Below are 21395 nucleotides of genomic sequence, written 5' to 3' on the forward strand. Positions count from 1 at the left end.
TGGGCGCCCGCCCGGACCCTCCGAGCGGGGTGCGTCGCCAGCGTAGCCGGACCCCTGGACGCGCGGCGCGGCGCGACGGCCCCGCGCTCCTCGCCCCGGGCCCGGACCGGGGGTCACCGGTTCGGGTTCGTCGCCGTGCCGTCGAGCCAGAGCGTGTCGGTCGGGTCGCTGTGCGTTCCGCCGCTGTCGACGTGCTTCGCGCTGATCCCGGGTCCCTTGGTGATGACGTGCACGAGTGCCATCGCGTGCCCGCGGCCCAGGTCGTAGTCCTCGGCGAGCCACTGCACGATCGGCGTCGCCTTCGTGCCGGGTCCGAAGCCCTTCGCCTCGGCGAGCGCGACGAACTCGCGCGGGGTGAGCCCGGTCTTGGCCTCGATGTTGTCGAGGTAGGCCTGGAACGACATGGCGTGCTCCTTCGTTTCGGTGGTCGTGGTGGTGGATTCAGTCCTCGTCGGCCCAGGTCTGCACGATGACGGCGGACGCGTGGATGCAGAGCACCTTCAGCCGGCCGTCGCCGACGTTCTCGAAGCGGTGCCATGTGCCGGCGGGGACGGTCGCGGTGTCACCCGTCGTGGCGATGATCCGGCGATCGCCCAGGGTGAGCTCGGCCGTGCCCTCGAGCACGACCCAGGTCTCGGGGTACGGATGCCAGTGCAGGCCGGGCCCCTCGCCCGGCTCGTTGTCGACGAAGAAGTACGAGATGCCGGCGCCGTGGTCGAGGCCGACGAAGCGGCGCGTGCGACCCGTGCCGATGCGGAGCGACTCGGCCCGCACGACGACGTCGCCCATGGGCGCGGTCGTGTTCGGCGCGAGCGTGATCTCGGCCGGGTTCATGGTGCCCTCGATTCGTGGTGGGTGATGACGGCTGCTGCAAGGCTCCCGCCGCGGCATCCGCTGGGGGAACTGTTTCGATCTGCATCGAAACCCCATCGCCGGCCGTGGCATGCTGGCCGGGTGGGACCAGCGACGATCGAGGCCTCCGGCTCGGCCTTCGTGCTCCGCCGCGCCGGGCGGCACGACGTCGATGCGCTCGTGGCACTGCTCGCCGCGGACGCCCTGCGGGCCGCGGAGTTCGGCTCGACGTCGGAGGAACGGGCCGGCTACGTCGCCGCGTTCGAGGCGATCGACGCGGATGCCGCGCAGCTGCTGGTCGCGGTCGACGGCCCGGACGGCGACGTCGTGGCCACGATGCAGCTCACGTTCATCCCCGGCCTCTCGCGGGGCGGTGCGACGCGCATGCAGATCGAGGCGGTGCGCGTCGCCGATTCGGTGCGGGGGCGCGGTCTCGGCTCGGCGATGATCGCGTGGGCGGTGGACCACGCGCGCGAGCGCGGCGCGCGTCTGGTGCAGCTGACCTCCGACGCGCGACGCGACGACGCGCACCGGTTCTACGAGCGGCTCGGGTTCACCGCCTCCCACGTCGGGTTCAAGCGGTACCTGTAGGGCGGGCCGGATGGAGCATCGCTACGTGGACTTCCGGCTCGCACCGGGCGACGTGTCGGCGATCCGCTTCGGCGTCTCGCCCGGGCACGAGGTGTGCCACGCGGTCCGGGTCGTGCAGCGTCCGTCGGAGCATCCGCTGCAGTGGGGGTGGCTGCGGAGCGTGCGCGACCGCGTCCCGCGGGAGGCGTTCGAGCTGTTCACGCTCCTCGTGCGCGAGTCGGGGTACTTCCCCGACTTCCTCACGACGACGCCGACGTGGGACCTCGAGCCGGCCGACGAGGCCGCGCGGCTCCGCGAAGTGCCCGACGAGCTGATGCGGGTCGACCTCGGCAAGGTCGTCGTCCGCTCCACCGGTGCCCGGCGGCAGGCGGTGCTCCGCATGCTCGACGACCTCCCGCGCGCCAGGGCGATGATCGGCGACGCCTGGCTGGAGCTGTGGTCGGCCCTCGTCGAGCCCGTGTGGCCGCAGCTCGAGCGGATCGTCCGCGCCGACATCGCCGTCCGCGCGCGCCGCATCGCGACCGACGGCATCGCTGCCATGGCCGCCGGCCTGCACCACACCGTCGAGTGGCACGACGGCGCCCTGCGGGTCGAGCTCACGCAGCACTCCGAGGTGCTCGACTGCCGCGGGTCGGGCATCGTCCTCGTGCCGTCGGTGCTCGGCGGCGGGCGCTGCATGGTGCTCACCGAACCGCCCGCGCAGCCGACGCTGTTCTACCCGGCGCAGGGCGTCACCGAGAACTGGGCGACGGATGCGACGGCGCTCGCCGAGGCGCTCGCCGCGCTCCTCGGGCCCGCTCGGGCCGGCATCCTCCTCGCCGCGCACGAGGCGCGCACGACCTCGCAGGTCGCGGCCGACTCGGGCCTCGCGATCTCGACCGCCTCGCACCACCTCACGGTGCTGCGCGACGCGGGCCTCATCGCGAGCCGCCGCGACGGATCGCGCATGCTGCACCAGCGCACGCCGCTCGGCGAGGCGCTCGTCGGCACGGCGCTCTGATCCGACCGCCAGGGGGCGAGCAGCCGGTCGGGCAAGCCCTATCCGCACCGTCGACGGACGGGTAGGTTATGCCGCATCGACGCCCCCTCGCCCCAGATCCTCGGGCGCACCGACGAGCTCGAACGGCTCGGTGCGCTGCTGGGCGGCGCGCGCAACGGGCACGGCGGCGCCCTCCTCATCCGCGGCGAACCGGGCATCGGAAAGAGCACGATCCTCGACGGGGCGGTCGACGCGGCGCGCGGCCTCAGCGTCGTGCGCGCCGACGGCTACGAGGCCGAGGCGGCGATGCCCTTCGCCGCGCTGCAGCGGCTCACGGCGCCGCTCGCGGAGCACCTCGCCTCGATTCCGCCGCGGCAGGCCGAGGCGCTCCGGATCGCCGCCGGACTCGACCGCGGGGCACCGCCCGACCGCTTCCTCGTCGGGCTCGGCACGCTCTCCCTGCTCGCCGCGGCAGGGGAGGAGGAACCGCTCGCCTGCCTGGTCGACGACGCCCACTTCCTCGATCCGGAGTCCCTCGACGTGTTCGCGTTCGTCGCCCGGCGCCTGCAGGCCGAGCGCGTCGCGCTCCTCCTCGCGGCGCGGGCCGACGCGCTCCCTGAGGCGCGGACCACGGGCGTGACCACGCTGCGCCTCGATGGGCTCGACCCGCTCGACGCCGTGCAGCTGCTCACGCGTTCGGCGGACGAGCCGATCGACCCCTACCTCGCGGTGAGGATCGCCGCGGACACCGGCGGCAACCCGCTCGCGCTCGTCGACCTCGCGCACGAGCTCACGGCCCACCAGTTGATCGCGTCCTCCCTCTCGGAGGAGCCGCTGCCCATCGGCGAGCGACTCGAATCCCACTATCGGGAGCGCCTCGCCGCCCTGCCCGTGCCGACACGGCTCTGGCTGCTTGCGGCGGCGGCCGAGTCGACGGGCGACCGGACCGTCATCAATGCCGCCGCGCGCCGGCTCGAGCTGCCCGGGGACGCGTCGTCGGCGGCCGAACGCGCCGACCTCGTGACCGTCCACGACACGATCCGGTTCCGGCATCCGCTCGTGCGGCTGGCCGCGTACCACGGCATGCCGGCCGCCGACCGTCGGCGGGTGCACGAGGCACTGAGTTCGCTGCTGGCCGATCACGGTCGCGAGGATCTCGGCGCGTGGCACGCGGCATCCGCCACGGTCGGTCCCGACGCCGAGGTCGCGGCCCGGATGGAGCGGGCCGCCGATGCCGCCGGTGGCCGCGGTGGCCTGGTGTCGCGTGCACGGCTCCTCGCTCGCGCGGCCGAACTGACGCCCGACGGACCCGGCCGGGACCTCAGGCTGCTCGCCGCCGCCGAGACCGCCACCGCCGCAGGTGCGGCACAGCTCGCGGCCGAGCTGGTCGGCCGCATCGACGTGTCGCGCCTCGACCCCGTCAGCCACGGCCGTCTGCTCATGCTCCGCGTCGGGATGGCGCTGTTCCTCGGCGACGCCGAAGGCGTCCTCACCGCCTCGGCGACCATGCTCCGCGCCGCGGAGCTCTTCCACGGCCTCGTCCCGGATCTCGAGCAGCGCGCACTCCTCGCGGCATTCGAGGTCCTCCTGACGGCCGAGTGGGCGGCGCGCGACGTCACCCTGCCCGACCTCGGGCGCCGCGTGACCGAGGGCGCCGACCTCGTCGACGGCCCGCGCGCGGTCGCCCTGCGCGCCATCGGCGCCCACATGCTCCTGCCGTACCCGGAGGCCGTGCCGATCATGCGCAGGGCGGTCGACCTGCTCGTGGCCGCCGACGACGCCGAACTGCTCGAGTTCGGCAACTTCGGCGTCGCCCTCACCATGGGGCTCTGGGACGTGGAGACCTGCGTCCGTCTGCTCGAGCGGACCGCGGCCGCGGCGCGCGACGCCGGCGCGATCCAGGTGCTCGACACGACGCTCTGGCTGCTCAGCCTGCTCGAGCTCCTGCACTCCGGGCCGGCGGCATCCGCGCAGTACACCGCTCAGGTGCGCGACCTGCGGCATGCGATCGGCTACGACAGCGAGCAGGTGGTGAACGTCTCGTACCTGGCCTGGTCGGGTGCGCCCTACGAGGTCGTCGAGCAGGTGGGGGAGCAGGCCCTCGCCGCAGGGTTCGGCGGCGTCTGGTCGCTCGCGATGACGGGCCTCGGCATCCGGGAGATCGCCGACGGGCGGTACCGCGACGCCTTCCATCGGTTCGAGCCCATGGTCGCGCGGCCGTTCCTCCAGGTCACCTACCAGCAGCTCCCCGAATACGTCGAGGCGGGCGCGCGGGCCGGTCGGCACGAGGCGGTGCGGCCCGCCCTCGCGCGCCTGCAGCTCTTCGCCGCGGAGAGCCGCACGCCCTGGATCCTCGGCGTCGCCGAACGCAGCGCGGCGCTGCTCGCCGGCGACGACGAGAGCGAGCGCCACTACCGCGCGGCGATCGAGCATCTCACCGGGTCCGCGGCCCGTGCCGACCTGGGCCGCGCCCACCTGGTGTACGGCGAGTGGCTGCGTCGGACGAAGCGCCGCCGCGAGGCGCGCGAGCAGCTCCGCCTCGCGCTCGACCTCTTCACGCGCATCGGCGCCCCAGCCTTCGCGGAGCGGGCGCGCCGCGAGCTGGCGGCGACGGGCGAGCACGTGCCGCACCGCGAACCGGGCGGCTCCGCCGCGGACGCGCTCACGCCCCAGGAGGAGACCGTCGCCCGCATGGCCGCCGACGGTCGCACCAACCCCGAGATCGGCGCGACCCTGTTCATCAGCGCGAACACGGTCGACTACCACCTCCGCAAGGTGTTCCGGAAGCTCGGCGTCACCTCGCGACGGCAGCTCGCGGATCGGCTGCCCGCGACCTGACCGGTCACGACTACGAGCCCCACGTGGTTCGGTCGGGTGCGCTCCGGCGGGAGCATCGAGGCATCCGCTCGTCCCACCGCCACGAGCTCGATGCAACCGGGAGGCCGACATGCCGTACGTCACCGCCGATGACGGCGCCGAGATCTTCTACACCGACTGGGGCACCGAGGGCACGCCGGTCCTCCTCAGCCACGGGTGGCCGCTGAACTCGGATGCCTGGGCGGCCGCCGCCCGCTTCCTCGCCGAGCACGGCCATCGCGCCATCGCCCACGACCGGCGCGGACACGGTCGCTCGAGCCGCACGTGGCACGGCAACGAGATGGACACGTACGCCGACGACCTCGCGTGCCTCATCGACCACCTCGACCTCGCCGACCTCGCGCTCGTCGGCCACTCGACGGGCGGCGGCGAGATCGTGCACTACCTCGGCAGGCACGGCAGCGCGCGCGTCTCCAAGCTCGTGCTCGTCTCGGCGGTGCCGCCGCTCATGCTCCGCACCGACGACAACCCGGAGGGCCTGCCGATCGACGTGTTCGACGGGATCCGCGCCGGCGAGGCATCCGACCGGGCGCAGCTCTACCGGGACCTCGCGGACGGGCCGTTCTTCGGCAACAACCGCAACAACGACGTCTCGCAGGGCACGCGCGACGCGTTCTGGCTGCAGTCGATGGCGTGCGGGCACCGCGCCGCCTACGAGTGCATCGCGGCGTTCTCGGCGACCGACTTCCGCGACGACCTCGCGAAGGTCGACGTGCCGACCCTCGTGATCCACGGCGACGACGACCAGATCGTGCCGTTCGAGGTCGGCGGCAAGCGCTCCGCCGCCATGGTCGACGGCGCCATGCTCCTCGTCTACGAGGACGGCGCGCACGGCCTGCCCGACACGGACCGCGACCGGCTGCACGCCGACCTGCTCGCGTTCATCGACTCCTGACGCGGATGCCTCGGCATCCGCCCGCACGCCCGACCCGACGACCCCACGGAAGGACACCGACCATGACCGACGAGACCACCCCCGACGCCGCCGCACCCGACACCATCGTGCTCGTGCACGGCCTCTGGATGACGCCGCGCAGCTGGGAGGGCTGGAAGGCGCACTTCGAGGCGAAGGGCTACACCGTGCTCACCCCCGCCTACCCGGGCTTCGAGATCGAGGTCGAGGCGCTGCGCGAGAACCCCGACGTCATCGCGAAGCTGACGGTGCCCGAGACCGTCGACCACCTCGCGGGCGTCATCGAGGCGCTGCCGACGCCGCCCATCATCATGGGGCACTCGTTCGGCGGAACGCTCACCCAGCTCCTGCTCGCCCGCGGGCTCGGCGCCTCGGCCGTCGTGATGGACTCCGCCCCCACGGAGGGCGTGCGCGTGACGCCGCTCTCGCAGGTGCGTTCGCTCTTCCCGGCGCTGAAGAACCCCGCGAACCGGCACAAGGCCGTCGCCTTCACCCGCGAGGAGTTCCACTACGCCTTCGCGAACACGCTCTCGCGCGAGGACTCCGACGCGGTGTGGGAGAAGTACGCGATCGGCGCGCCCGGCGAATGGATCTGGGCGTACGGCCTCATCGCGAACTTCAAGCCCGGCATGCAGGAGACCTGGGTCGACTACGCCAAGGACCGTGCGCCGCTGCTGTTCATCGGCGGCGAGAAGGACCACATCATGCCGCCATCGGTCAACAGGTCGAACGCGAAGCACTACGCCACGTCGCCGGCGATCACCGAGTACGTCGAGTTCCCCGGGCGCTCGCACTGGATCTGCGCCGAGCCCGGCTGGGAGGAGGTCGCCGACCACGCGCTCGAGTGGGCGCTGGCGCACGCGCAGCCCGTCACGGTCGCCACGACCTAGTCAATCCGGCCGGTTGCCCGACTCGGGCCCGATCGTGAAGGGCGTCGTCACGCCCTCGTACATCACGTGCGTGATGAGGCCGTCGACCGCGTGCTGCAGGGTGTGGCAGTGATCGCTCCAGATGCCGGGGTTGTCGGCGAGGAAGGCGATGTCGTAGCTCTCGCCGGGGTGCACGTCGAGCGAGTCGATGATCCACGGGCTGCCCGAGGTCGCGACGCCGTCGCGCGCGACCACGACCACGTGGTGCCCGTGCAGGTGCATCGGATGCACCTCGCCCGAGTCGTTCCGGATGCGCATGGCGACCACGTCGCCCTCGGCGACCCCGAACATGGGCACGTCGGGGAACATGCGGCCGTTGATGGTCCAGAAGTACCCCGGGCGGCCGTCGATGAGGCCGGGCCGGCGGCCGATCGCGTACTCGTAGCTGCGGTCGGGCTCGGTCGGGTCGAAGTCGATCACCGTCGGGTCGGGCGTGCCGTAGTCGAGCAGGTCGAGCGTCTCGGACGGCTGCGGGGCGGATGGCGCGGGGGCCGACGGGTCCCCGACGACGACGCTCCGCGCGCCGCCCGTGCGCAGGCGCAGTGCGCTGCCCTCGGGCGGCACGGTGACGGTGACGTCCGCCCGCCCTCCGGCGGGGACCAGCAGGCGCTCCCTGTCGACATCGGTCGGCTGGTTCACCTCGCGGCCGTCGATCGCGACGACCCGGAACGGCGACGACGACCAGACGGCCGCCGTGCCGGAGTCGGTGTTGACCACCCGGACGCGCACGGTCGAACCGGGTTCGGCCGCGACCCGCTCGTCCTCGGCGCCGCCGTTCAGCGTGTGCTGGCCGCCGTAGACGTGCAGCACCGCCGTGACGTCGAGGTCGGCCGGGTGGGCGTCGGCCGGATCGGCGGGATCGATCACGATCGCGCCGAGGAGGCCGCGGAGCACCTGGTCGTGCGAGACCTGGTGGGAGTGGTACCAGTAGGTGCCCGCGTCCTCCGCGACGAAGCGGTACGTGAACCGGCCGCCGACGGGCACCGCGTCCTGCGTGATGCCCGCGACGCCGTCGGCCGCATTCGGCACGTCGATGCCGTGCCAGTGCAGCGTCGCGCCGGCCGCCACGGACTCGTTCTCCAGCGTCACCTCAACGAGGTCGCCCTCCGTCGCCCGGATCTCCGGGCCCGGCGACGTGCCGTTCACGGTGAAGCCCTCGACGGGCCGTCCGCCGTCGATGTCGATGGTCTCGGCGCGCGCGACGAGGTCGACGCGCACGTCGGCCGGGCGGTCGGGATCCGCCACGAGCTCCGTCACGTCGACCTCGCCGCGGGTTCCCGCGGCCGTTCCGGTGCCGGACGCCGCGGTGCCGTGGGTGTTCGCACCGTCGCCGTGACCGCCCGCGCCCATGTCCATGACCGAGTACTCCCCGAGCAGCGTGGAACTCCATGCGAGCGCGCCGGCGCCGAGCGCGGTCACGACCGCGAGGGCGACGGCGCCGAACCGCAGGAGGTCACGCCGCGACGGCATCGGACGTCGCCTCCTCGCCGGCGGTCGGTGCGGAGGCGGCGGCCAGGCGGCCGCGCCGGACGCGCAGCGCCGCAATCGAGGCCGCGGCGACCACCGCGAGCGCATTCGCGCCGTGGATGAGTCCGAGGTACGGCACGTCGGTGATCGAGAACCCGAGCGTGACCTGCAGCGCGACGAGTCCGAACGTGATCGCCGCCCACAGCTTCGCGCCGCGCACGCGGACGAAGAAGGAGATGATGAGCAGCACGAGCGCGACGAGCGGGATCACCATCCCCCCGACGATGCCGTGGATCATGAGGCCGGGCTCGCCCACCCCGGCGGCCTGGTAGCTCTCGAGCAGCGCCTTGTCGACGACGCCGCCCTCCGAGACGAGGTTCAGCATGCCGCCGAACGCGAAGGCGATCGCCGCGGCCTGCACGACGACGGCACCGGCGACGGTCCAGGCGAGGCCGATGTAGAGCTTCTGCATGATCCCACTCCCTGTTCGTGCGGGCCGCCGGATGCGGCATCCGCTCGAGGGAAAGGGTCCTCGTGCGGATCGGCGGCCGGATCGCGGGGAACCGGAGCCGGCCTTGCGGCGGCCCGCAGGACGGGTGGGGGGCAGCCTCCAAGGGCGGACGCGGAGGACCCCCTCCCATGGAGGCGCCGACAGGAGGACCATGGAGTCGTGGAGCGCAGGTGGGTGTGCCTGGCCGTACTCGGCCCGATCGGGGTCGCGTCGCTCGCGTACGTCGTCGTCGTGCGCGGATTCGTGGACGGCAACGCCGATCACCGGCTGGCGTGGCCGATGCTCGGCGTGCTGCCGCTCTTCGTGTTCGGGATGTGGCTGCTCACCGTGTCGAGGTCGCGGACCGCGGTGTTCATCGCGCTCGCCGCGACGGCGCTGCTCGCGAGCGCGGCGTACGAGGCGTTCGTGCAACGCAACGTCGAGGTCATCGGCGAGCCGTGGTTCCCCCTGCTCAATGCCCTCGGGCTCACCGCGGACGGCGTCTCGGCCGCGGCGTTCCTCGTCGTGTTCGCGGCGTTCCCCGACGGGGTGCCCGAGCGGCGCTGGCAGCGCGCCGTGATGCCGATCCTCTGGCTCCCCGCCCTGATGGGACTCCTCCAACTCCTGACCACGCCCCACGTGGTGATCTCGCGGTACGTCGGCGTGAGCGGCGACGCGATCCCCAACCCGTACGCGGTGCCGTGGCTGGAGTGGGCGGCGCCCGCGGTGGAGGTGCAGCCATGGCCCGCGGTGGCGCTCGGGCTCGCCGTGCTCGGCAGCCGTGCGCTGTTCGGAACGCCCGACGTGCGGACCCGGACCCGCGTGATGGCGATCACCGCCGCCGCGGCGATGGTCGCCATGGGGCTCTGGGTGCTCATCCCCGGCATACTCGGCGTGGACCTGCTCGTCTACGCGTCGCTCATCGCCCTGCCGCTCGCCGCGATCCACGGGATCCTCCGATACGGCGCGTTCGACATCGCGCCGGGCGACCGCGGCCGGCTCGTCGCGCGATCGTCGGGCCTGCTGATCACCGTGGTCTACGCCGCCGCCGTGGCGACGCCCGCCGTGCTGCTGACGCCGCCGCTCAGGGCGATCCCCGCGATCCTGCTGACCACGGGGGTCGCGGTCGCCCTGCTCCCGGTCCGCGCGTGGCTGAACCGGCGACTCCGTCGCGTGCTCTTCGGCGATCGCGACCGCCAGGTCGCGATGCTCGCCGAGCTCGGCACGCAGCTCGAGCATGCGGGCGAGCCGCGCGACCTGTTGGCCCGGCTCGCGGAGGCCGTGCGCGTGGGGCTCGACGCGACCTGGGTGCGCATCCGCGCGTCGGCGGGGGAGGGCACGTCGGCGCCGGTCGACGGGATCGCCGCCGGCGACGTCCTGCCCGACGTCGTCGCCGGTCGTCTCGACGCTGCCGCCCCCGACCCGGTCGAGTCCTGCGACCTCGTCCACGGAGACGCGGTGCTCGGGCGCATCGAGCTCGGTCCGCGCCGCCGCGGCGACTACTCGGAGGACGAGCGGACGCTGCTGCGCACGGTCGCCGGCCAGGCCGCGGCGTCCGTCGCGACCCTGCGACTGACCGCGCAACTGGCGGCGCAGCTCGACGAGTTGACCGCGTCGCGCGAGCGTCTCGTCGCGGCGCAGGACGATGAGCGGCGTCGGCTCGAACGCGACCTGCACGACGGAATCCAGCAGGACGTGGTCGCGCAGATCGCGGGCCTCCGGCTCGCGCGCAATCGCCTCGGGCGCGGCGAGCTGACCGCGGCCGAGCTCACGGAACTGCAGGACCAGGCCCGTGCGACGCTCACCGACCTGCGCGAACTCGCCCGCGGCATCCACCCGCCGGTGCTCAGCGACAACGGCCTGGTCGCCGCGGTCGAGTCGGGCGTCGCGCGATTCCCGATCCCGCTCGAGGTCGAGGCGGATGCCGCGATGCGGGCCGAGCGGTTCGCAGACGACGTCGAGACGACGGCGTACTACGTCGTGCGCGAGGCGCTCGCGAACACCGCGAAGCACGCGCACGCGACGCATGCGAGCGTCGCCCTCACGCGGCGCAACGGCACCCTGCGCATCGCCATCAGCGACGACGGATGCGGGATCGACGAGGCGGAGGGCGAGGGCGGCGGGGCCTCCGGGACGGCGGTGCTGCGCGCGTCGCACGGCGGGCTCGCGAACATCCGGGATCGCGTCGCCGCACTCCGCGGCACGGTGCGCGTCGGTCCGAACGAGCCGTCGGGCACGCGGGTGCTCGTCGAACTGCCGGTGGTCGCTCCGCGTGGACCGGGTGGTCCGCGTGGATGAGCGCCGGACGCCCCCCGCGGATGAGCGCCTGATGCTCCGCGTGGTGATCGCCGAGGACAACTACCTCGTGCGCGAGGGCGTGCGGCGACTGCTGGAGGACTCGGGCGAGGTCGACGTCGTCGCGTCGGTCGGCAACGGCACCGAGCTCCGCGATGCGGTGCGGCGGATGTCCCCCGACGCGGTGCTCACCGACATCCGGATGCCGCCGGGCCACCACATGGAGGGCATCGAGGCCGCGCACGACATCCGGGCCTCCTCGCCGCAGACCGGTGTCGTCGTGCTCTCGCAGCACGCCGACGAGAGCTACGCGATGGCGCTGTTCGCCGACGGATCGGCGGGGCTCGGCTACCTGCTGAAGGACCGGATCGGCGACCTCGAGGACCTCGTGCACGCCCTGCGCGAGGTGCGAGCGGGCGGTTCGGTCATCGACCCGCAGATCGTCGACACGCTCGTGCGGCGTCGCAGCGCGGCCGCGTCGAGCCCGCTCTCGGCGCTGTCGCCGCGCGAGCTCGAGGTGCTGCGCGAGATGGCGCGGGGGCGCACGAACGCCGGCATCGAGCAGGCGCTGTTCCTGTCGTCGTCCACCGTCGAGAAGCACGTCAACGCGATCTTCACGAAGTTGCGGCTGCCGGAGACGGGCGTGCATCGACGGGTCGCGGCCGTGCTCGCGTTCCTCCAGGGCGGCGGGGAGCAGGACGCGCCCCCGCAGTAGGCGGTACTGCGACGCGTCGCGATCAGCCCGCGAGCACCGCGGCGAGGCTCTCCCGCACGATCGCGAGGCCCCGGCGGAGCTCCTCCTCGGTGATCGTGAGCGCGGGCAGGAACTTCAGCACCTCGTCGTGGGCGCCCGACGTCTCGATGACCAGGCCGCGCTCGAACGCGGCCTTCGAGACGCGGCCGGCGAGCGTGCGGTCGGCGTCGCACGCGATGCCGTGGAACAGGCCGCGGCCGCGGACGACGAAGCCCTGCTCGGGGTGCTCGGCGGCGATCTGCTCGAGCTCGGCGCGGAGCAGCGCCGACTTCGCGGCGACGCCCTTCATGAACGCGTCGTCGGCCCAGTACGTCTCGAGCGCGACGCGCGCCGACACGAACGCGAGGTTGTTCCCGCGGAAGGTGCCGGTGTGCGCGCCGGGCTTCCAGACGTCGACCTCGGGGCGGAGCAGCACGAGCGACATCGGGAGGCCGGATCCCGAGATCGACTTCGACACGGTCACGATGTCGGGCACGATGCCCGACTCCTCGAACGCGAAGAACGCGCCGGTGCGGCCGACGCCGGCCTGGATCTCGTCGAGGATGAGCAGGATGCCGCGGGCCTCGGTGATCGCGCGGAGGCGCTGCAGCCAGGCCGGTCTCGCGACGTTGATGCCGCCCTCGCCCTGGACCGCCTCGACGATGACCGCGGCGGGAAGGTCGAGCCCCGCGCCCGGGTCGTCGAGCATCTTCTCGAACAGGTCGAGCGTGTCGACGTCGGGGCCGAGGTAGCCGTCGAACGGCAGGCGCGAGACGTCGTCGAGCCCGACGCCGGCCGCTGCGCGGTAGTGGCTGTTGCCGGTCGCGGCGAGGCCGCCGAGGCTCAGCCCGTGGAAGGCGTTCGTGAAGGCCACGACGTTCGACCGGCCGGTCGCCTGGCGCGCGACCTTGAGCGCCGCCTCGACGGCGTTGGCCCCGGTCGGGCCGGTGAACTGCAGCTTGTGGTCGAGGCCGCGCGGGGCGAGCACGAGGCGCTCGAACGCCTCGATGAACGCCTTCTTGGCCGAGGTGGCCATGTCGAGGCCGTGGATGATGCCGCCGCGCTCGAGGTACTCGATGAGCGCGCCCGTGAACGCGGGGTTGTTGTGCCCGTAGTTGAGCACGCCGGCGCCGGCGAAGAAGTCGAGGTACTCCCGGCCGTCGGCGTCGACGAGCGTCGAGCCGGACGCCCGGTCGAACACGGTCGGGAAGGCGCGGACGTACCCGCGCACCTCGGACTCGCGGCGGTCGAAGACATCCAGGGCGGTGGCGCTGCTCATGGCAGGGCGACTCCTCTCGAGGAACGGACGGTGAGATGAGACTACGTCCTCCGCCCGGGAGTCCCGTGCACGCGGCGATCCGTCGGGGATCAGCGTCCCGTGGGTGCCTGCCATGGGCCGCCGGGACCGAGCAGCACGCGCCAGAGCCAGTCCGCCGCCGTGGTGACGGGCGGGCGCGGGTCGCGCGCGAGCCACGCCTCGATGACGCCGAGCGCCGAGCCCGCGATGCCGGCGCCGACGACGTCGAGGGGGAGGCCCTCGAAGGCCGGGGTGCTCGTCCTCGCGATGCCCTCCTGCACGATCGACTCGAGGCGGCCGCGAAGGCGCGCCATCACGATCGCGGAGCCGTGGGGCCCGAGCACGCGGCGGTAGACCTCGGCGTTCTCGTCGAGGTGGACGAGGTAGTCGAAGAGGGCCTGCGGCGGGCCGGCGAGCGGCTCGGCCATCTCGGGCAGGTCGGCGCCCGCGAACTCGGCTGCCGCGTCGAGCGCGTCGGCGAGCAGCGTCTCCTTGTCGGAGTAGTGCTGGTAGAAGCTGCTCCGGTTCACGCCCGCGCGCGTCACGATGTCGGCGACCGTGACCTCCTCGAGCGGGTGCTCGCGCGCGAGTGCGAACAGCGCTTCCTGGAGTGCGCGGCGCGTGCGCTCGACCCGGACGTCCATAGGGGGATTCTGCCAGCCGTCATCCACGGAGGCTGCGCGTTCACCGACGAATGTCGGATTTCCGACATTCGTCGGTTATCCTCGATGCGGCTCGACGGCGCGCCGAACCATTCACGCGACCCGAAAGGCAGCTCGGCATGGCTGAACTCCTGTACCGCCTCGGCAGGTTCTCCTCGCGACGATCCTGGACCGTGATCACCGGATGGATCGTGGCGCTCGCGCTCGCCGCCGGCGCATTCCTCGCGTTCGGCGGCACGCTGACCACGAGCATGAGCATCCCCGGCACCGAGACCGACCGGGTGAACGCCCAGCTCGCGGACGAGCTCGATGGCCTGGGCGGCGCGGCCGGCACCGTGGTCTTCCAGGCCGACGGCGGCTCCGCCTTCACGGATGCGCAGCAGGAGCAGATCGGCGAGGTGCTCGACGACCTCGCCGCAATCGACCGCGTCGACGACGTCGTGAACCCGTTCGACGCGGCATCCGACCGCGCCGACCAGGAGCAGCAGCTCGCCGACGGCGTCATCCAGCTCGACGACGCCGAGCAGCGGATCGCCGACGGCACCGCGCAGCTCGACGCCGCCGAGGCGCAGCTCGATGCCGGACGGGCCCGGCTCGACGCGGCGATCGCCCAGGCGCAGGCCGACGGCACGTACGCGTTCGCGGAGGAGCAGTTCAGCGCACAGCAGGCCGAGCTCGACCAGAACCGCGCGCAGCTCGACGCCCAGCGCGCCGAGCTCGACGCCGGGGCCGCCGAGCTGCCCGACCGGCGCGCGCAGCTCGATGCCGGGCAGCGGCTCGTCGACGCGGCATCCGAGATCCGGACCGTCTCGACCGACGGCGCGACCGCGACCGGCGTCGTGATGTTCGAGGACGACCTCTTCACGCTCCCCGCCGAGACCAAGGCGGCCGTCGCCGAGACCCTCGACGCCGCCGACATCGACGGCGTGCAGGTCGACTACTCGTCCGAGATCGCCGCGAGCACCGACGGGCTCCTCGGCCCGGGCGAGATCGCGGGCGTCGTGCTCGCGCTCCTCGTCCTGATCATCATGTTCCGTGCGCTGCTGCCCGCGGTGCTGCCGATCATCTCGTCGATCGTCGGCGTCGGCGTCGGCGTCGCCGGCTCGCTCGCGTTCTCGGGTCTCATCGACATGTCGTCGGTCACCCCGGTGCTCGGCGTCATGCTCGGGCTCGCGGTCGGGATCGACTACGCGCTGTTCATCATGAACCGCCATCGCAGCCAGGTGCTCGCGGGCATGGAGATCCGCGAGTCGATCGCGCTCGCCAACGGCACCTCGGGCAACGCGGTGGTGTTCGCCGGCTCCACCGTGCTCGTGGCACTGCTCGCGCTGAACATCACCGGCATCCCCTTCCTCGGGGTCATGGGCACCGTGGGCGCCGCCTGCGTGCTCATCGCGGTGCTGCTCGCGGTCAGCTTCACGCCCGCCGTCCTCGGGCTCATCGGCATCCGGATCGTCAACCGCCGCGCCCGGGCGCAGATCGGCCACGAGGCGCACGCGCGGCCGGAGCTCACGCCCATGACGACCGGGCGCGCGCTGCTCCGCGCGGCCCTCGCGATCGTCGTGCTGCTCGTCGTCGCGATCCCCGCGCTGTCGATGCGCCTCGGCCTGCCCGACGGCTCGTCCGAGGCCACGGACTCGACGCAGTACCGGGCGTACACGGCCGTCGCCGACGCGTTCGGCGCAGGCCAGAACGGCCCGCTCCTGGTCACCGCGGCCCTCCCCGCGGGTGTCGCCGAGGACGCGGTCGTGGCGACGCAGGCGGACCTCGCCGAACTGCTCCTCCAGCAGGAGGACGTCGTCGCGGTCGCACCGGTCGGCGTCTCGGACGACCGCGACTTCATCGCGTTCCAGGTGGTGCCGGTCGACGGCCCGTCGAGCGTGTCGACCGAGCAGCTCGTGCACGACCTCCGCGACCTGTCGCCGCTGTCGGCCGACGCGGCCGGCGGCATCGCGGGCGTCGACGGCGACATCGACCTCGGCGTCGCCGGCCAGGCGAGCGGCAACATCGACATCTCCGAGAAGCTCGCGGGCGTGCTGCCGACCTACCTCGCGCTCGTCGTCGGACTCTCGCTCATCATCCTGGTCCTGGTGTTCCGGTCGATCCTGGTTCCGCTCGTCGCGACCGCCGGGTTCGTGCTCTCGCTGTTCGCCGCGTTCGGCGCGATGGTCGCGATCTTCCAGTGGGGATGGCTCGGCTCGGTGTTCGGCGTGCACGACCCGGGCCCGGTCCTGAACTTCGCGCCGATCATCATCATGGGCGTGCTGTTCGGCCTCGCGATGGACTACCAGCTGTTCCTCGTGTCGGGCATGCGCGAGGCGTACGTGCACGGCGTCCCCGCCCGCACCGCGGTCGTCGCCGGCCTCCGCAACGGCCGAGTCGTCGTCACGGCGGCGGCGATCATCATGACCGCGGTGTTCGGCGGGTTCGTCTTCTCGCACCTCACGATGGTCCGCCCGCTCGGCTTCGGCCTCGCGATCGGCGTGCTGTTCGACGCGTTCATCGTGCGGATGCTGCTGATCCCAGCGGTCATGCACCTGCTCGGGAACTCCGCGTGGCGGCTGCCGAAGTGGCTCGACCGGATCCTGCCGAACGTCGACGTCGAGGGCGCCGCACTCGAGCGCAGCCACCCCGTGCACGGGTCGTCGGCGACCGCGGGTGACGCGGCGGGCGACGCCGTCGCCGGCGCGCCTGCGGAGTCGGCGGAGGACGAGCGGCAGCCGGTCGGATAGTCGCCGACGGATGCCGCGGGCGCGCGCTCGCGGCATCCGCCTTCGCCCCCGCCGGAGGCGGCGGTCACGGGGCGGAGCGAACGCTGAGCGTCGTTGGGAAATGCGCCCTGACCGGCTATTGTGCTGCCCGCCGCAGCGCTCAGGTGATCACCGTCTCGAGCCGCTGCGCGCGCAGCGCGCCGACGTAGGCGCGCGCCCGGTCGACCCCCAGCGGTCGTCGGATCCGCATCGCGTACCGGAATCGCTCGCCCGGCGCCGCCGGGATCACGTTCGGCCGCGCGGCGCACGACGCGTCGCCGAACCAGATGCTGATGCTGCCGTCCCCGTTCCTGATGAGGTCGCGGCCGGCGTAGCCCGAGCGGACGGGATCGAGGTGACCCGCCTCGTCGAACTTCAGGACGGAATAGGAGCCGCCGACGGGATCGACGGGTGGCGGCTCGAACGTCCAGATATCGCACCCGCTGCTCGTCGCCGCCGCCTCGAAGTAGACGCCGTGCTCGGCCGGAAGGCTGCCCCAGCCGAAGGCCGTTCCGACGCGGTGCGCGTCGCGATCCGTGTCGCGCCGGGTGCCGAACGCCATCGTCAGGTCGACGTCGTCGGCGCGTCGCACGAGGCCCGCGGCGACCGATCGTCGCGAGGCGTCGTCGTAGGACCGCGCGCGGTACGGGTACGACGTCGCCGCGTCGATCCGGCGGGCGTCCTGCAGCTCGTTGGCGCGCTGGAGCCCGCCCTCGACGCCGGTGCGCCCGAGCACGTACAGGTGCGTGCCGCGGGTGAGGTCCGCGTTCGCGACCGTCACCGATTCGCCCGGTCCGACGACCGCGAGCACGTAGTGGGCCTCGTCGATGAGCGCATCGGCCTGGTACTCGTCGGATGGCGCGACCGACACGGTCGCGCGCTCGGTCACGTCGACGACGGCGTGCGAATGCAGCACGTCGGGATCGGGGCGGACCGTCGACGACTCGACGAGCGGCTCGCGCTCGTGGTGGAAGCGGTTCACCGGCGTTCGCCGCGCCTGCGCCGCGAAGTGGTGCGCGGACTCCGCGCGTGTGAAGTTCCGGTTGGTGACGCGACGCGGCATCGGCGACCTCCCTGCCTGGTGGGCTCCGCCCGTCGGGCTCGGCCCGGTGGGCTCGGGTGCAGTCTGGCAAGGATGCGGCGGGACGGGTAGGCCTTGCGGTCCGCGGCGTCGACGACCTGAGGGTCGGCTCGGCTGCTCCGCGCAGACGGATGCCGCGGGGATCCCCCTCCCCGCGGCATCCGTGGCCCTCATGCCGGGTCGATCAGTTCGCGACCCCGCCGCAGAGCACCGGCACCGTCGCCTCGAGCGGGATGCCCGCGCCGAGCGACGACGAGCGGCTCGAGAACGGGTCGGCCGGGTTGAAGGCGTACGACCCGCTGCCGTCGAAGTCGATGCCGTGCACGACCACCTGCACGGTGCCCGCGTCGGTGTAGCCCGGCATGTCGGTGAACGTGCGCTGGTAGTACAGGTAGCCGTTCGCGTCCGCCATCGCGAACCGATCGAGCGCCAGGGCGCTCGCGGGCGAGACGTCGCCCGTGGAGGTGAGCGAGGTCAGGATGCCGCCGTAGAACGGAGCGCCGTCGAGGACCGTGACGACGCCGTCGGGACCGGCGGCCGCGGGTCCGGGGCAGGCCATGTCGGTCGCGTCCCCGGGCACGCCGTGGAGGTGCATGGCGTGGGGGAGGTTCGGGGAAAGGCCCCACGCCTCCACGGTGACCTGCAGCTTGCCGTTGGGCAGCGCCTTGACCCGGGTCGTGCCGCTTGCACGGCTCTCGGGCACGTCGGCGGGCTGCACGGCGTCCAGGCTGTAGCTGTAGCTCGCGACCTTCTCCGACGGGTTGGCGTCGTGGCCGGCGTAGGCGGCGGTCGCGCCGCCGAGTGCCAGGGCGATGCTCGCCGCCGTGGCGACGATGATGCGTGGTGCGTTCCTCATGTCGTACTCCCTCGTAGCGTCGGGCGTCGGGTCCGCGCCCGTGCAGGGGATTCGGAGCGGGGCCGCATCCGGATGGGATGGAGGCGGGCGACCGCGGCCTCCAGCGATGAAATGCAACCGAAAGGTTGCGTTTGGGGCTCACGCTGTGCAACTCTAGAGTTGCAGTTCGATTCGAGAGGAACCATCATGGTGAGCATGACCGACAACCAGCCCTCCATCGTCGACGAGGGCACGTACTCCGTGCGACGCACCATCCGCATCGCCGCTCCCGTCGAGAAGGTCTGGGCCGCCGTCACCGAGCCCGAGCACATCTCGCGCTGGTTCGGGCGGACGGTGCTCGACGGCGCCGGCGTCGGCGCCGAGGGCACGATGACCTTCGAGGGCTACGGTGCCGTGCCGATCCGGGTCGAGGCGATCGACGCCCCGCGCTCGGTCACGTACCGCTGGGGCAACGACGACGCGCTCGGGCACCTGCCCGGCCGGGTCGAGGAGGCCACCTCGACGGTGTTCACCTTCACGCTCCACCCCGTGCCGGATGGAGGAGGCGCGGAGGATGCGGCGAGCGGCGGCACCGAGCTCACGGTGGTCGAGACCGGGTTCGACCGCACCTCCGACCCCGCGAAGAACATGGCCGAGCACGCCAAGGGCTGGGTCGGCGAGCTCGACAAGCTCGTCGCGCTGCTCGAGGGCGCCGCATGACCACGGGAACGCTGGTCCCGGTGTTCGCCGCACTCGGCGACGAGACCCGGTGGAGCATCCTGGCGGCACTCGGCGAGGGGGACGCGTCGGCGTCCGCCCTCGCCGGGCGCCTGCCCGTCACCAGGCAGGCCATCGCGAAGCACCTGGCCGTGCTGCAGGAGGTCGGCCTCGTCGAGCCGATCCGCGTCGGCCGCGAGGTGCGCTACCGCGTGCTCGGGTCGCAGCTCGGCGAGACCGCTCGCCGGCTCGAGGCCATCGGCGCCGAGTGGGACCGCCGCCTGGCCGCGATCAAGGAGATCGCCGAGGGACTGTAGGACCCGCTCGACCAGGCGCTCGCCGGCGGCCAGACCGATGCGGCCCGTCCTCCTGTACGGCCGGCCGGGTCATCCCGCTGCGTCGAGGATGACGTCGGCGACCGCGCCCGGATGGCTCATCATCGCGACGTGCGAGCTGTCGAGCTCGATCGTCGTCGCGCCGGCGCGCTCGGCCATGACCCGCTCCGCCTCCGGAGGGATGGTGTGGTCCTGCGAGGCGACGACGTACCAGCTCGGAATGCTCTCCCACGCGGGCTCGCCCGACGGGGTGAACAGCGCCTGCAGCGCCGCAGGGCGCTGCGAGGCGGCCATCACCGCGGTCTGCTTCCTGGGCAAGTCGGCGGCGAACAGCTCGTGGAAGTACGCCGGGTCGATGTAGCCGTCGGCGTCGCCCTCGGGCGCGCCGGGGTACGGCCGGATCACGATGTGGTCGGCGAGGTCGGTGTGCCCGCCGCCCAGCGCGTTGGCATCGACCAGCCGCTCGCCCTCGTCGAGCGCGTAGGCCGCGACGTAGACGAGCGCCTCGACGTGCTCGAGGCCGGTCGCGGCGTTCGTGATGACCGCGCCGCCGTACGAGTGGCCGACGAGCACGATCGGGCCCTCGATGCTCTCGAGGATCGAGCGGACGTACGCGGCATCCGCCATCAGCCCGCGCAGCGGGTTGGACGCGGCGAGCACCGTGTATCCGCGCTTCTGCAGCCGCTCGGTCACGTCGTTCCAGCCCGACGAGTCGGCGAACGCCCCGTGGACGAGCACGATGGTCGGCTTCGGTTCGGACGGTGCGCGCGCGACATCGGCCGCGGCTGGGATCGCGACCGAGATCGCCGTCGCGGCGGCGACGGCCGCGACGGCGATCGCGACGCGGATCGGGCCACGACGGGACTTCTGGTTCGTGGCGTGCATGATGGACCTTCCTCACACTCCGGGACGGCGTTCTCAGCCCGGATGGGCGCGGCCGTCGGGATCCACACTCCTGCGAGGCGGAGGCACGCCGAACCACGCACGGCACGTAGTCGTGGTGGACGTGCGGCGTCCGAAGCGGCTTGGTCCGGCGTTCGGCGCGGCGATCGGGGGTCGGCGTACGCCGAAGGAGCGTGCGTCGGCGAGAATGGAACGAACGTTGACGATGACGACGAGGGTGATCGACATGGGTGAGCAGCAGGTGGATGCCACGACGGATGCCTCCGGCGGCATGCACACGCCCGGGCATCACGCGATCGGCTGCCCCGAGTGCTTCGTCGAGCTGCAGCAGAACCACGACTGGTGGAAGGCGCGTCCCGAGGGATCGCGGCTCGTCGGGCTCGTGGTGCCACGCGACGACATGCCGCCGATCCTCGAACAGCGCACCGCGCTGACGCGGTTCGGCGTTCAGATCCTCGACTTCCGGTACCCCACGCCCGACATGCCCGAGACGTGGGAGCAGCGCCTCGGCCGCCTGTTCGCCACGCTGCGGGCCGGCGACGTGCTGGTCGTCGTCAACGAGCTCGCACTCGGCCGGTCGCCCGAGGAAGTCGCCCGCACCATCCGCACGTTGCGTCGCCACGACCTCGTGGTGAAGGTGCTCGGCCGGGGCGCGCCGCACCTGGAGGACGCGCGCGCCTGATCGCGCG

The 21395-nt window shown here is 72.9% G+C and carries 20 protein-coding genes; 11 read left to right on the top strand and 9 right to left on the bottom strand.

Annotated features, from left to right (window positions below):
• Positions 1-113 precede the first annotated feature (113 nt).
• Together GJR97_RS13310 and GJR97_RS13315 are read right to left on the bottom strand one after the other, a co-directional pair.
• A complete protein-coding gene (locus GJR97_RS13310; protein ID WP_154347235.1) occupies positions 114-404 on the bottom strand; it encodes a DUF4287 domain-containing protein in 291 nt (96 codons plus the stop codon).
• A gap of 37 nt (positions 405-441) precedes the next feature.
• A complete protein-coding gene (locus GJR97_RS13315) occupies positions 442-834 on the bottom strand; it encodes a cupin domain-containing protein (RefSeq protein ID WP_229276281.1) in 393 nt (130 codons plus the stop codon).
• 120 nt (positions 835-954) lie between these two features.
• Between GJR97_RS13315 and GJR97_RS13320 the strand changes: the two genes are divergently transcribed.
• The 5 genes from GJR97_RS13320 (at position 955) to GJR97_RS13340 (ending at position 7102) form a co-directional block, all read left to right on the top strand.
• On the top strand, positions 955-1443 hold the full coding sequence (locus GJR97_RS13320) for a GNAT family N-acetyltransferase (protein WP_324613482.1): 489 nt from the start codon (positions 955-957) through the stop codon (positions 1441-1443).
• Positions 1444-1453: 10 nt separating this feature from the next.
• On the top strand, positions 1454-2443 hold the full coding sequence (locus GJR97_RS13325; RefSeq protein WP_154347239.1) for a DUF5937 family protein: 990 nt from the start codon (positions 1454-1456) through the stop codon (positions 2441-2443).
• 96 nt (positions 2444-2539) lie between these two features.
• Complete coding sequence (locus tag GJR97_RS18825; RefSeq protein ID WP_324613498.1) at positions 2540-5260, top strand: LuxR C-terminal-related transcriptional regulator; 2721 nt, start codon at positions 2540-2542, stop codon at positions 5258-5260.
• Positions 5261-5369: 109 nt separating this feature from the next.
• Entirely contained in the window at positions 5370-6194 is an 825-nt protein-coding gene (locus GJR97_RS13335) for an alpha/beta fold hydrolase (RefSeq protein ID WP_154347243.1), read from the top strand.
• A gap of 62 nt (positions 6195-6256) precedes the next feature.
• Entirely contained in the window at positions 6257-7102 is an 846-nt protein-coding gene (locus tag GJR97_RS13340) for an alpha/beta hydrolase (RefSeq protein ID WP_154347245.1), read from the top strand.
• Here GJR97_RS13340 and GJR97_RS13345 read toward each other — a convergent pair whose 3' ends face one another.
• Together GJR97_RS13345 and GJR97_RS13350 are read right to left on the bottom strand one after the other, a co-directional pair.
• Positions 7103-8611, bottom strand: coding sequence for a multicopper oxidase family protein (locus tag GJR97_RS13345; protein ID WP_229276282.1), 1509 nt, complete (start codon positions 8609-8611; stop codon positions 7103-7105). It lies immediately after the preceding gene.
• A complete protein-coding gene (locus tag GJR97_RS13350; protein ID WP_154347247.1) occupies positions 8595-9080 on the bottom strand; it encodes a hypothetical protein in 486 nt (161 codons plus the stop codon). Before GJR97_RS13350 ends, GJR97_RS13345 begins: the two co-directional genes overlap by 17 nt.
• A gap of 198 nt (positions 9081-9278) precedes the next feature.
• On the opposite strand from GJR97_RS13350, the gene GJR97_RS18830 reads away from it, so the two are divergent.
• Both GJR97_RS18830 and GJR97_RS13360 read left to right on the top strand, forming a co-directional pair.
• Positions 9279-11396, top strand: coding sequence for a sensor histidine kinase (locus GJR97_RS18830; RefSeq protein ID WP_154347249.1), 2118 nt, complete (start codon positions 9279-9281; stop codon positions 11394-11396).
• 31 nt (positions 11397-11427) lie between these two features.
• The gene (locus GJR97_RS13360) at positions 11428-12108 is read left to right on the top strand and encodes a response regulator transcription factor (protein ID WP_154347250.1); all 681 of its coding nucleotides are present in this window, start codon (positions 11428-11430) and stop codon (positions 12106-12108) included.
• Between the two features lie 22 nt (positions 12109-12130).
• Here GJR97_RS13360 and ectB read toward each other — a convergent pair whose 3' ends face one another.
• Together ectB and GJR97_RS13370 are read right to left on the bottom strand one after the other, a co-directional pair.
• Positions 12131-13405 (bottom strand): diaminobutyrate--2-oxoglutarate transaminase, encoded by a 1275-nt coding sequence (gene ectB / locus GJR97_RS13365; RefSeq protein WP_154347252.1) that lies wholly within the window; start codon positions 13403-13405, stop codon positions 12131-12133.
• Positions 13406-13494: 89 nt separating this feature from the next.
• A complete protein-coding gene (locus GJR97_RS13370) occupies positions 13495-14067 on the bottom strand; it encodes a TetR/AcrR family transcriptional regulator (RefSeq protein ID WP_154347254.1) in 573 nt (190 codons plus the stop codon).
• 137 nt (positions 14068-14204) lie between these two features.
• On the opposite strand from GJR97_RS13370, the gene GJR97_RS13375 reads away from it, so the two are divergent.
• On the top strand, positions 14205-16817 hold the full coding sequence (locus GJR97_RS13375) for an MMPL family transporter (RefSeq protein ID WP_154347256.1): 2613 nt from the start codon (positions 14205-14207) through the stop codon (positions 16815-16817).
• Positions 16818-16956: 139 nt separating this feature from the next.
• Here GJR97_RS13375 and GJR97_RS13380 read toward each other — a convergent pair whose 3' ends face one another.
• Both GJR97_RS13380 and GJR97_RS13385 read right to left on the bottom strand, forming a co-directional pair.
• Entirely contained in the window at positions 16957-17898 is a 942-nt protein-coding gene (locus GJR97_RS13380; protein ID WP_154347258.1) for a DUF1254 domain-containing protein, read from the bottom strand.
• Between the two features lie 202 nt (positions 17899-18100).
• Positions 18101-18772 (bottom strand): superoxide dismutase family protein, encoded by a 672-nt coding sequence (locus GJR97_RS13385; RefSeq protein WP_154347259.1) that lies wholly within the window; start codon positions 18770-18772, stop codon positions 18101-18103.
• Between the two features lie 195 nt (positions 18773-18967).
• Between GJR97_RS13385 and GJR97_RS13390 the strand changes: the two genes are divergently transcribed.
• Complete coding sequence (locus GJR97_RS13390; RefSeq protein ID WP_229276283.1) at positions 18968-19471, top strand: SRPBCC domain-containing protein; 504 nt, start codon at positions 18968-18970, stop codon at positions 19469-19471.
• The gene (locus GJR97_RS13395; RefSeq protein WP_129233485.1) at positions 19468-19785 is read left to right on the top strand and encodes an ArsR/SmtB family transcription factor; all 318 of its coding nucleotides are present in this window, start codon (positions 19468-19470) and stop codon (positions 19783-19785) included. The genes GJR97_RS13390 and GJR97_RS13395 overlap by 4 nt, the downstream gene beginning before the upstream one ends.
• A 69-nt stretch (positions 19786-19854) precedes the next feature.
• On the opposite strand, the gene GJR97_RS13400 is transcribed toward GJR97_RS13395, so the two are convergent.
• Positions 19855-20688, bottom strand: a complete 834-nt coding sequence (locus GJR97_RS13400; protein WP_129233484.1) for an alpha/beta fold hydrolase — start codon at positions 20686-20688, stop codon at positions 19855-19857.
• A 244-nt stretch (positions 20689-20932) separates the two neighbouring features.
• Between GJR97_RS13400 and GJR97_RS13405 the strand changes: the two genes are divergently transcribed.
• Complete coding sequence (locus GJR97_RS13405; protein WP_195760718.1) at positions 20933-21388, top strand: recombinase family protein; 456 nt, start codon at positions 20933-20935, stop codon at positions 21386-21388.
• Positions 21389-21395: the final 7 nt, after the last annotated feature.

The sequence above is a fragment of the Agromyces kandeliae genome (assembly GCF_009674665.1).
Lineage (GTDB): Bacteria > Actinomycetota > Actinomycetes > Actinomycetales > Microbacteriaceae > Agromyces > Agromyces kandeliae.

What these genes read in the sequence shown, in the direction of transcription:
- GJR97_RS13310 (WP_154347235.1), bottom strand. Translation starts at nt 404, where the DNA reads ATGTCGTTCCAGGCCTACCTCGACAACATCGAGGCCAAGACCGGGCTC.
- GJR97_RS13315 (WP_229276281.1), bottom strand. Translation starts at nt 834, where the DNA reads ATGAACCCGGCCGAGATCACGCTCGCGCCGAACACGACCGCGCCCATG.
- GJR97_RS13325 (WP_154347239.1), top strand. Translation starts at nt 1,454, where the DNA reads ATGGAGCATCGCTACGTGGACTTCCGGCTCGCACCGGGCGACGTGTCG.
- GJR97_RS13335 (WP_154347243.1), top strand. Translation starts at nt 5,370, where the DNA reads ATGCCGTACGTCACCGCCGATGACGGCGCCGAGATCTTCTACACCGAC.
- GJR97_RS13340 (WP_154347245.1), top strand. Translation starts at nt 6,257, where the DNA reads ATGACCGACGAGACCACCCCCGACGCCGCCGCACCCGACACCATCGTG.
- GJR97_RS13345 (WP_229276282.1), bottom strand. Translation starts at nt 8,611, where the DNA reads ATGCCGTCGCGGCGTGACCTCCTGCGGTTCGGCGCCGTCGCCCTCGCG.
- GJR97_RS13350 (WP_154347247.1), bottom strand. Translation starts at nt 9,080, where the DNA reads ATGCAGAAGCTCTACATCGGCCTCGCCTGGACCGTCGCCGGTGCCGTC.
- GJR97_RS13360 (WP_154347250.1), top strand. Translation starts at nt 11,428, where the DNA reads ATGCTCCGCGTGGTGATCGCCGAGGACAACTACCTCGTGCGCGAGGGC.
- ectB (WP_154347252.1), bottom strand. Translation starts at nt 13,405, where the DNA reads ATGAGCAGCGCCACCGCCCTGGATGTCTTCGACCGCCGCGAGTCCGAG.
- GJR97_RS13370 (WP_154347254.1), bottom strand. Translation starts at nt 14,067, where the DNA reads ATGGACGTCCGGGTCGAGCGCACGCGCCGCGCACTCCAGGAAGCGCTG.
- GJR97_RS13375 (WP_154347256.1), top strand. Translation starts at nt 14,205, where the DNA reads ATGGCTGAACTCCTGTACCGCCTCGGCAGGTTCTCCTCGCGACGATCC.
- GJR97_RS13380 (WP_154347258.1), bottom strand. Translation starts at nt 17,898, where the DNA reads ATGCCGCGTCGCGTCACCAACCGGAACTTCACACGCGCGGAGTCCGCG.
- GJR97_RS13385 (WP_154347259.1), bottom strand. Translation starts at nt 18,772, where the DNA reads ATGAGGAACGCACCACGCATCATCGTCGCCACGGCGGCGAGCATCGCC.
- GJR97_RS13390 (WP_229276283.1), top strand. Translation starts at nt 18,968, where the DNA reads ATGACCGACAACCAGCCCTCCATCGTCGACGAGGGCACGTACTCCGTG.
- GJR97_RS13395 (WP_129233485.1), top strand. Translation starts at nt 19,468, where the DNA reads ATGACCACGGGAACGCTGGTCCCGGTGTTCGCCGCACTCGGCGACGAG.
- GJR97_RS13400 (WP_129233484.1), bottom strand. Translation starts at nt 20,688, where the DNA reads ATGCACGCCACGAACCAGAAGTCCCGTCGTGGCCCGATCCGCGTCGCG.
- GJR97_RS13405 (WP_195760718.1), top strand. Translation starts at nt 20,933, where the DNA reads ATGGGTGAGCAGCAGGTGGATGCCACGACGGATGCCTCCGGCGGCATG.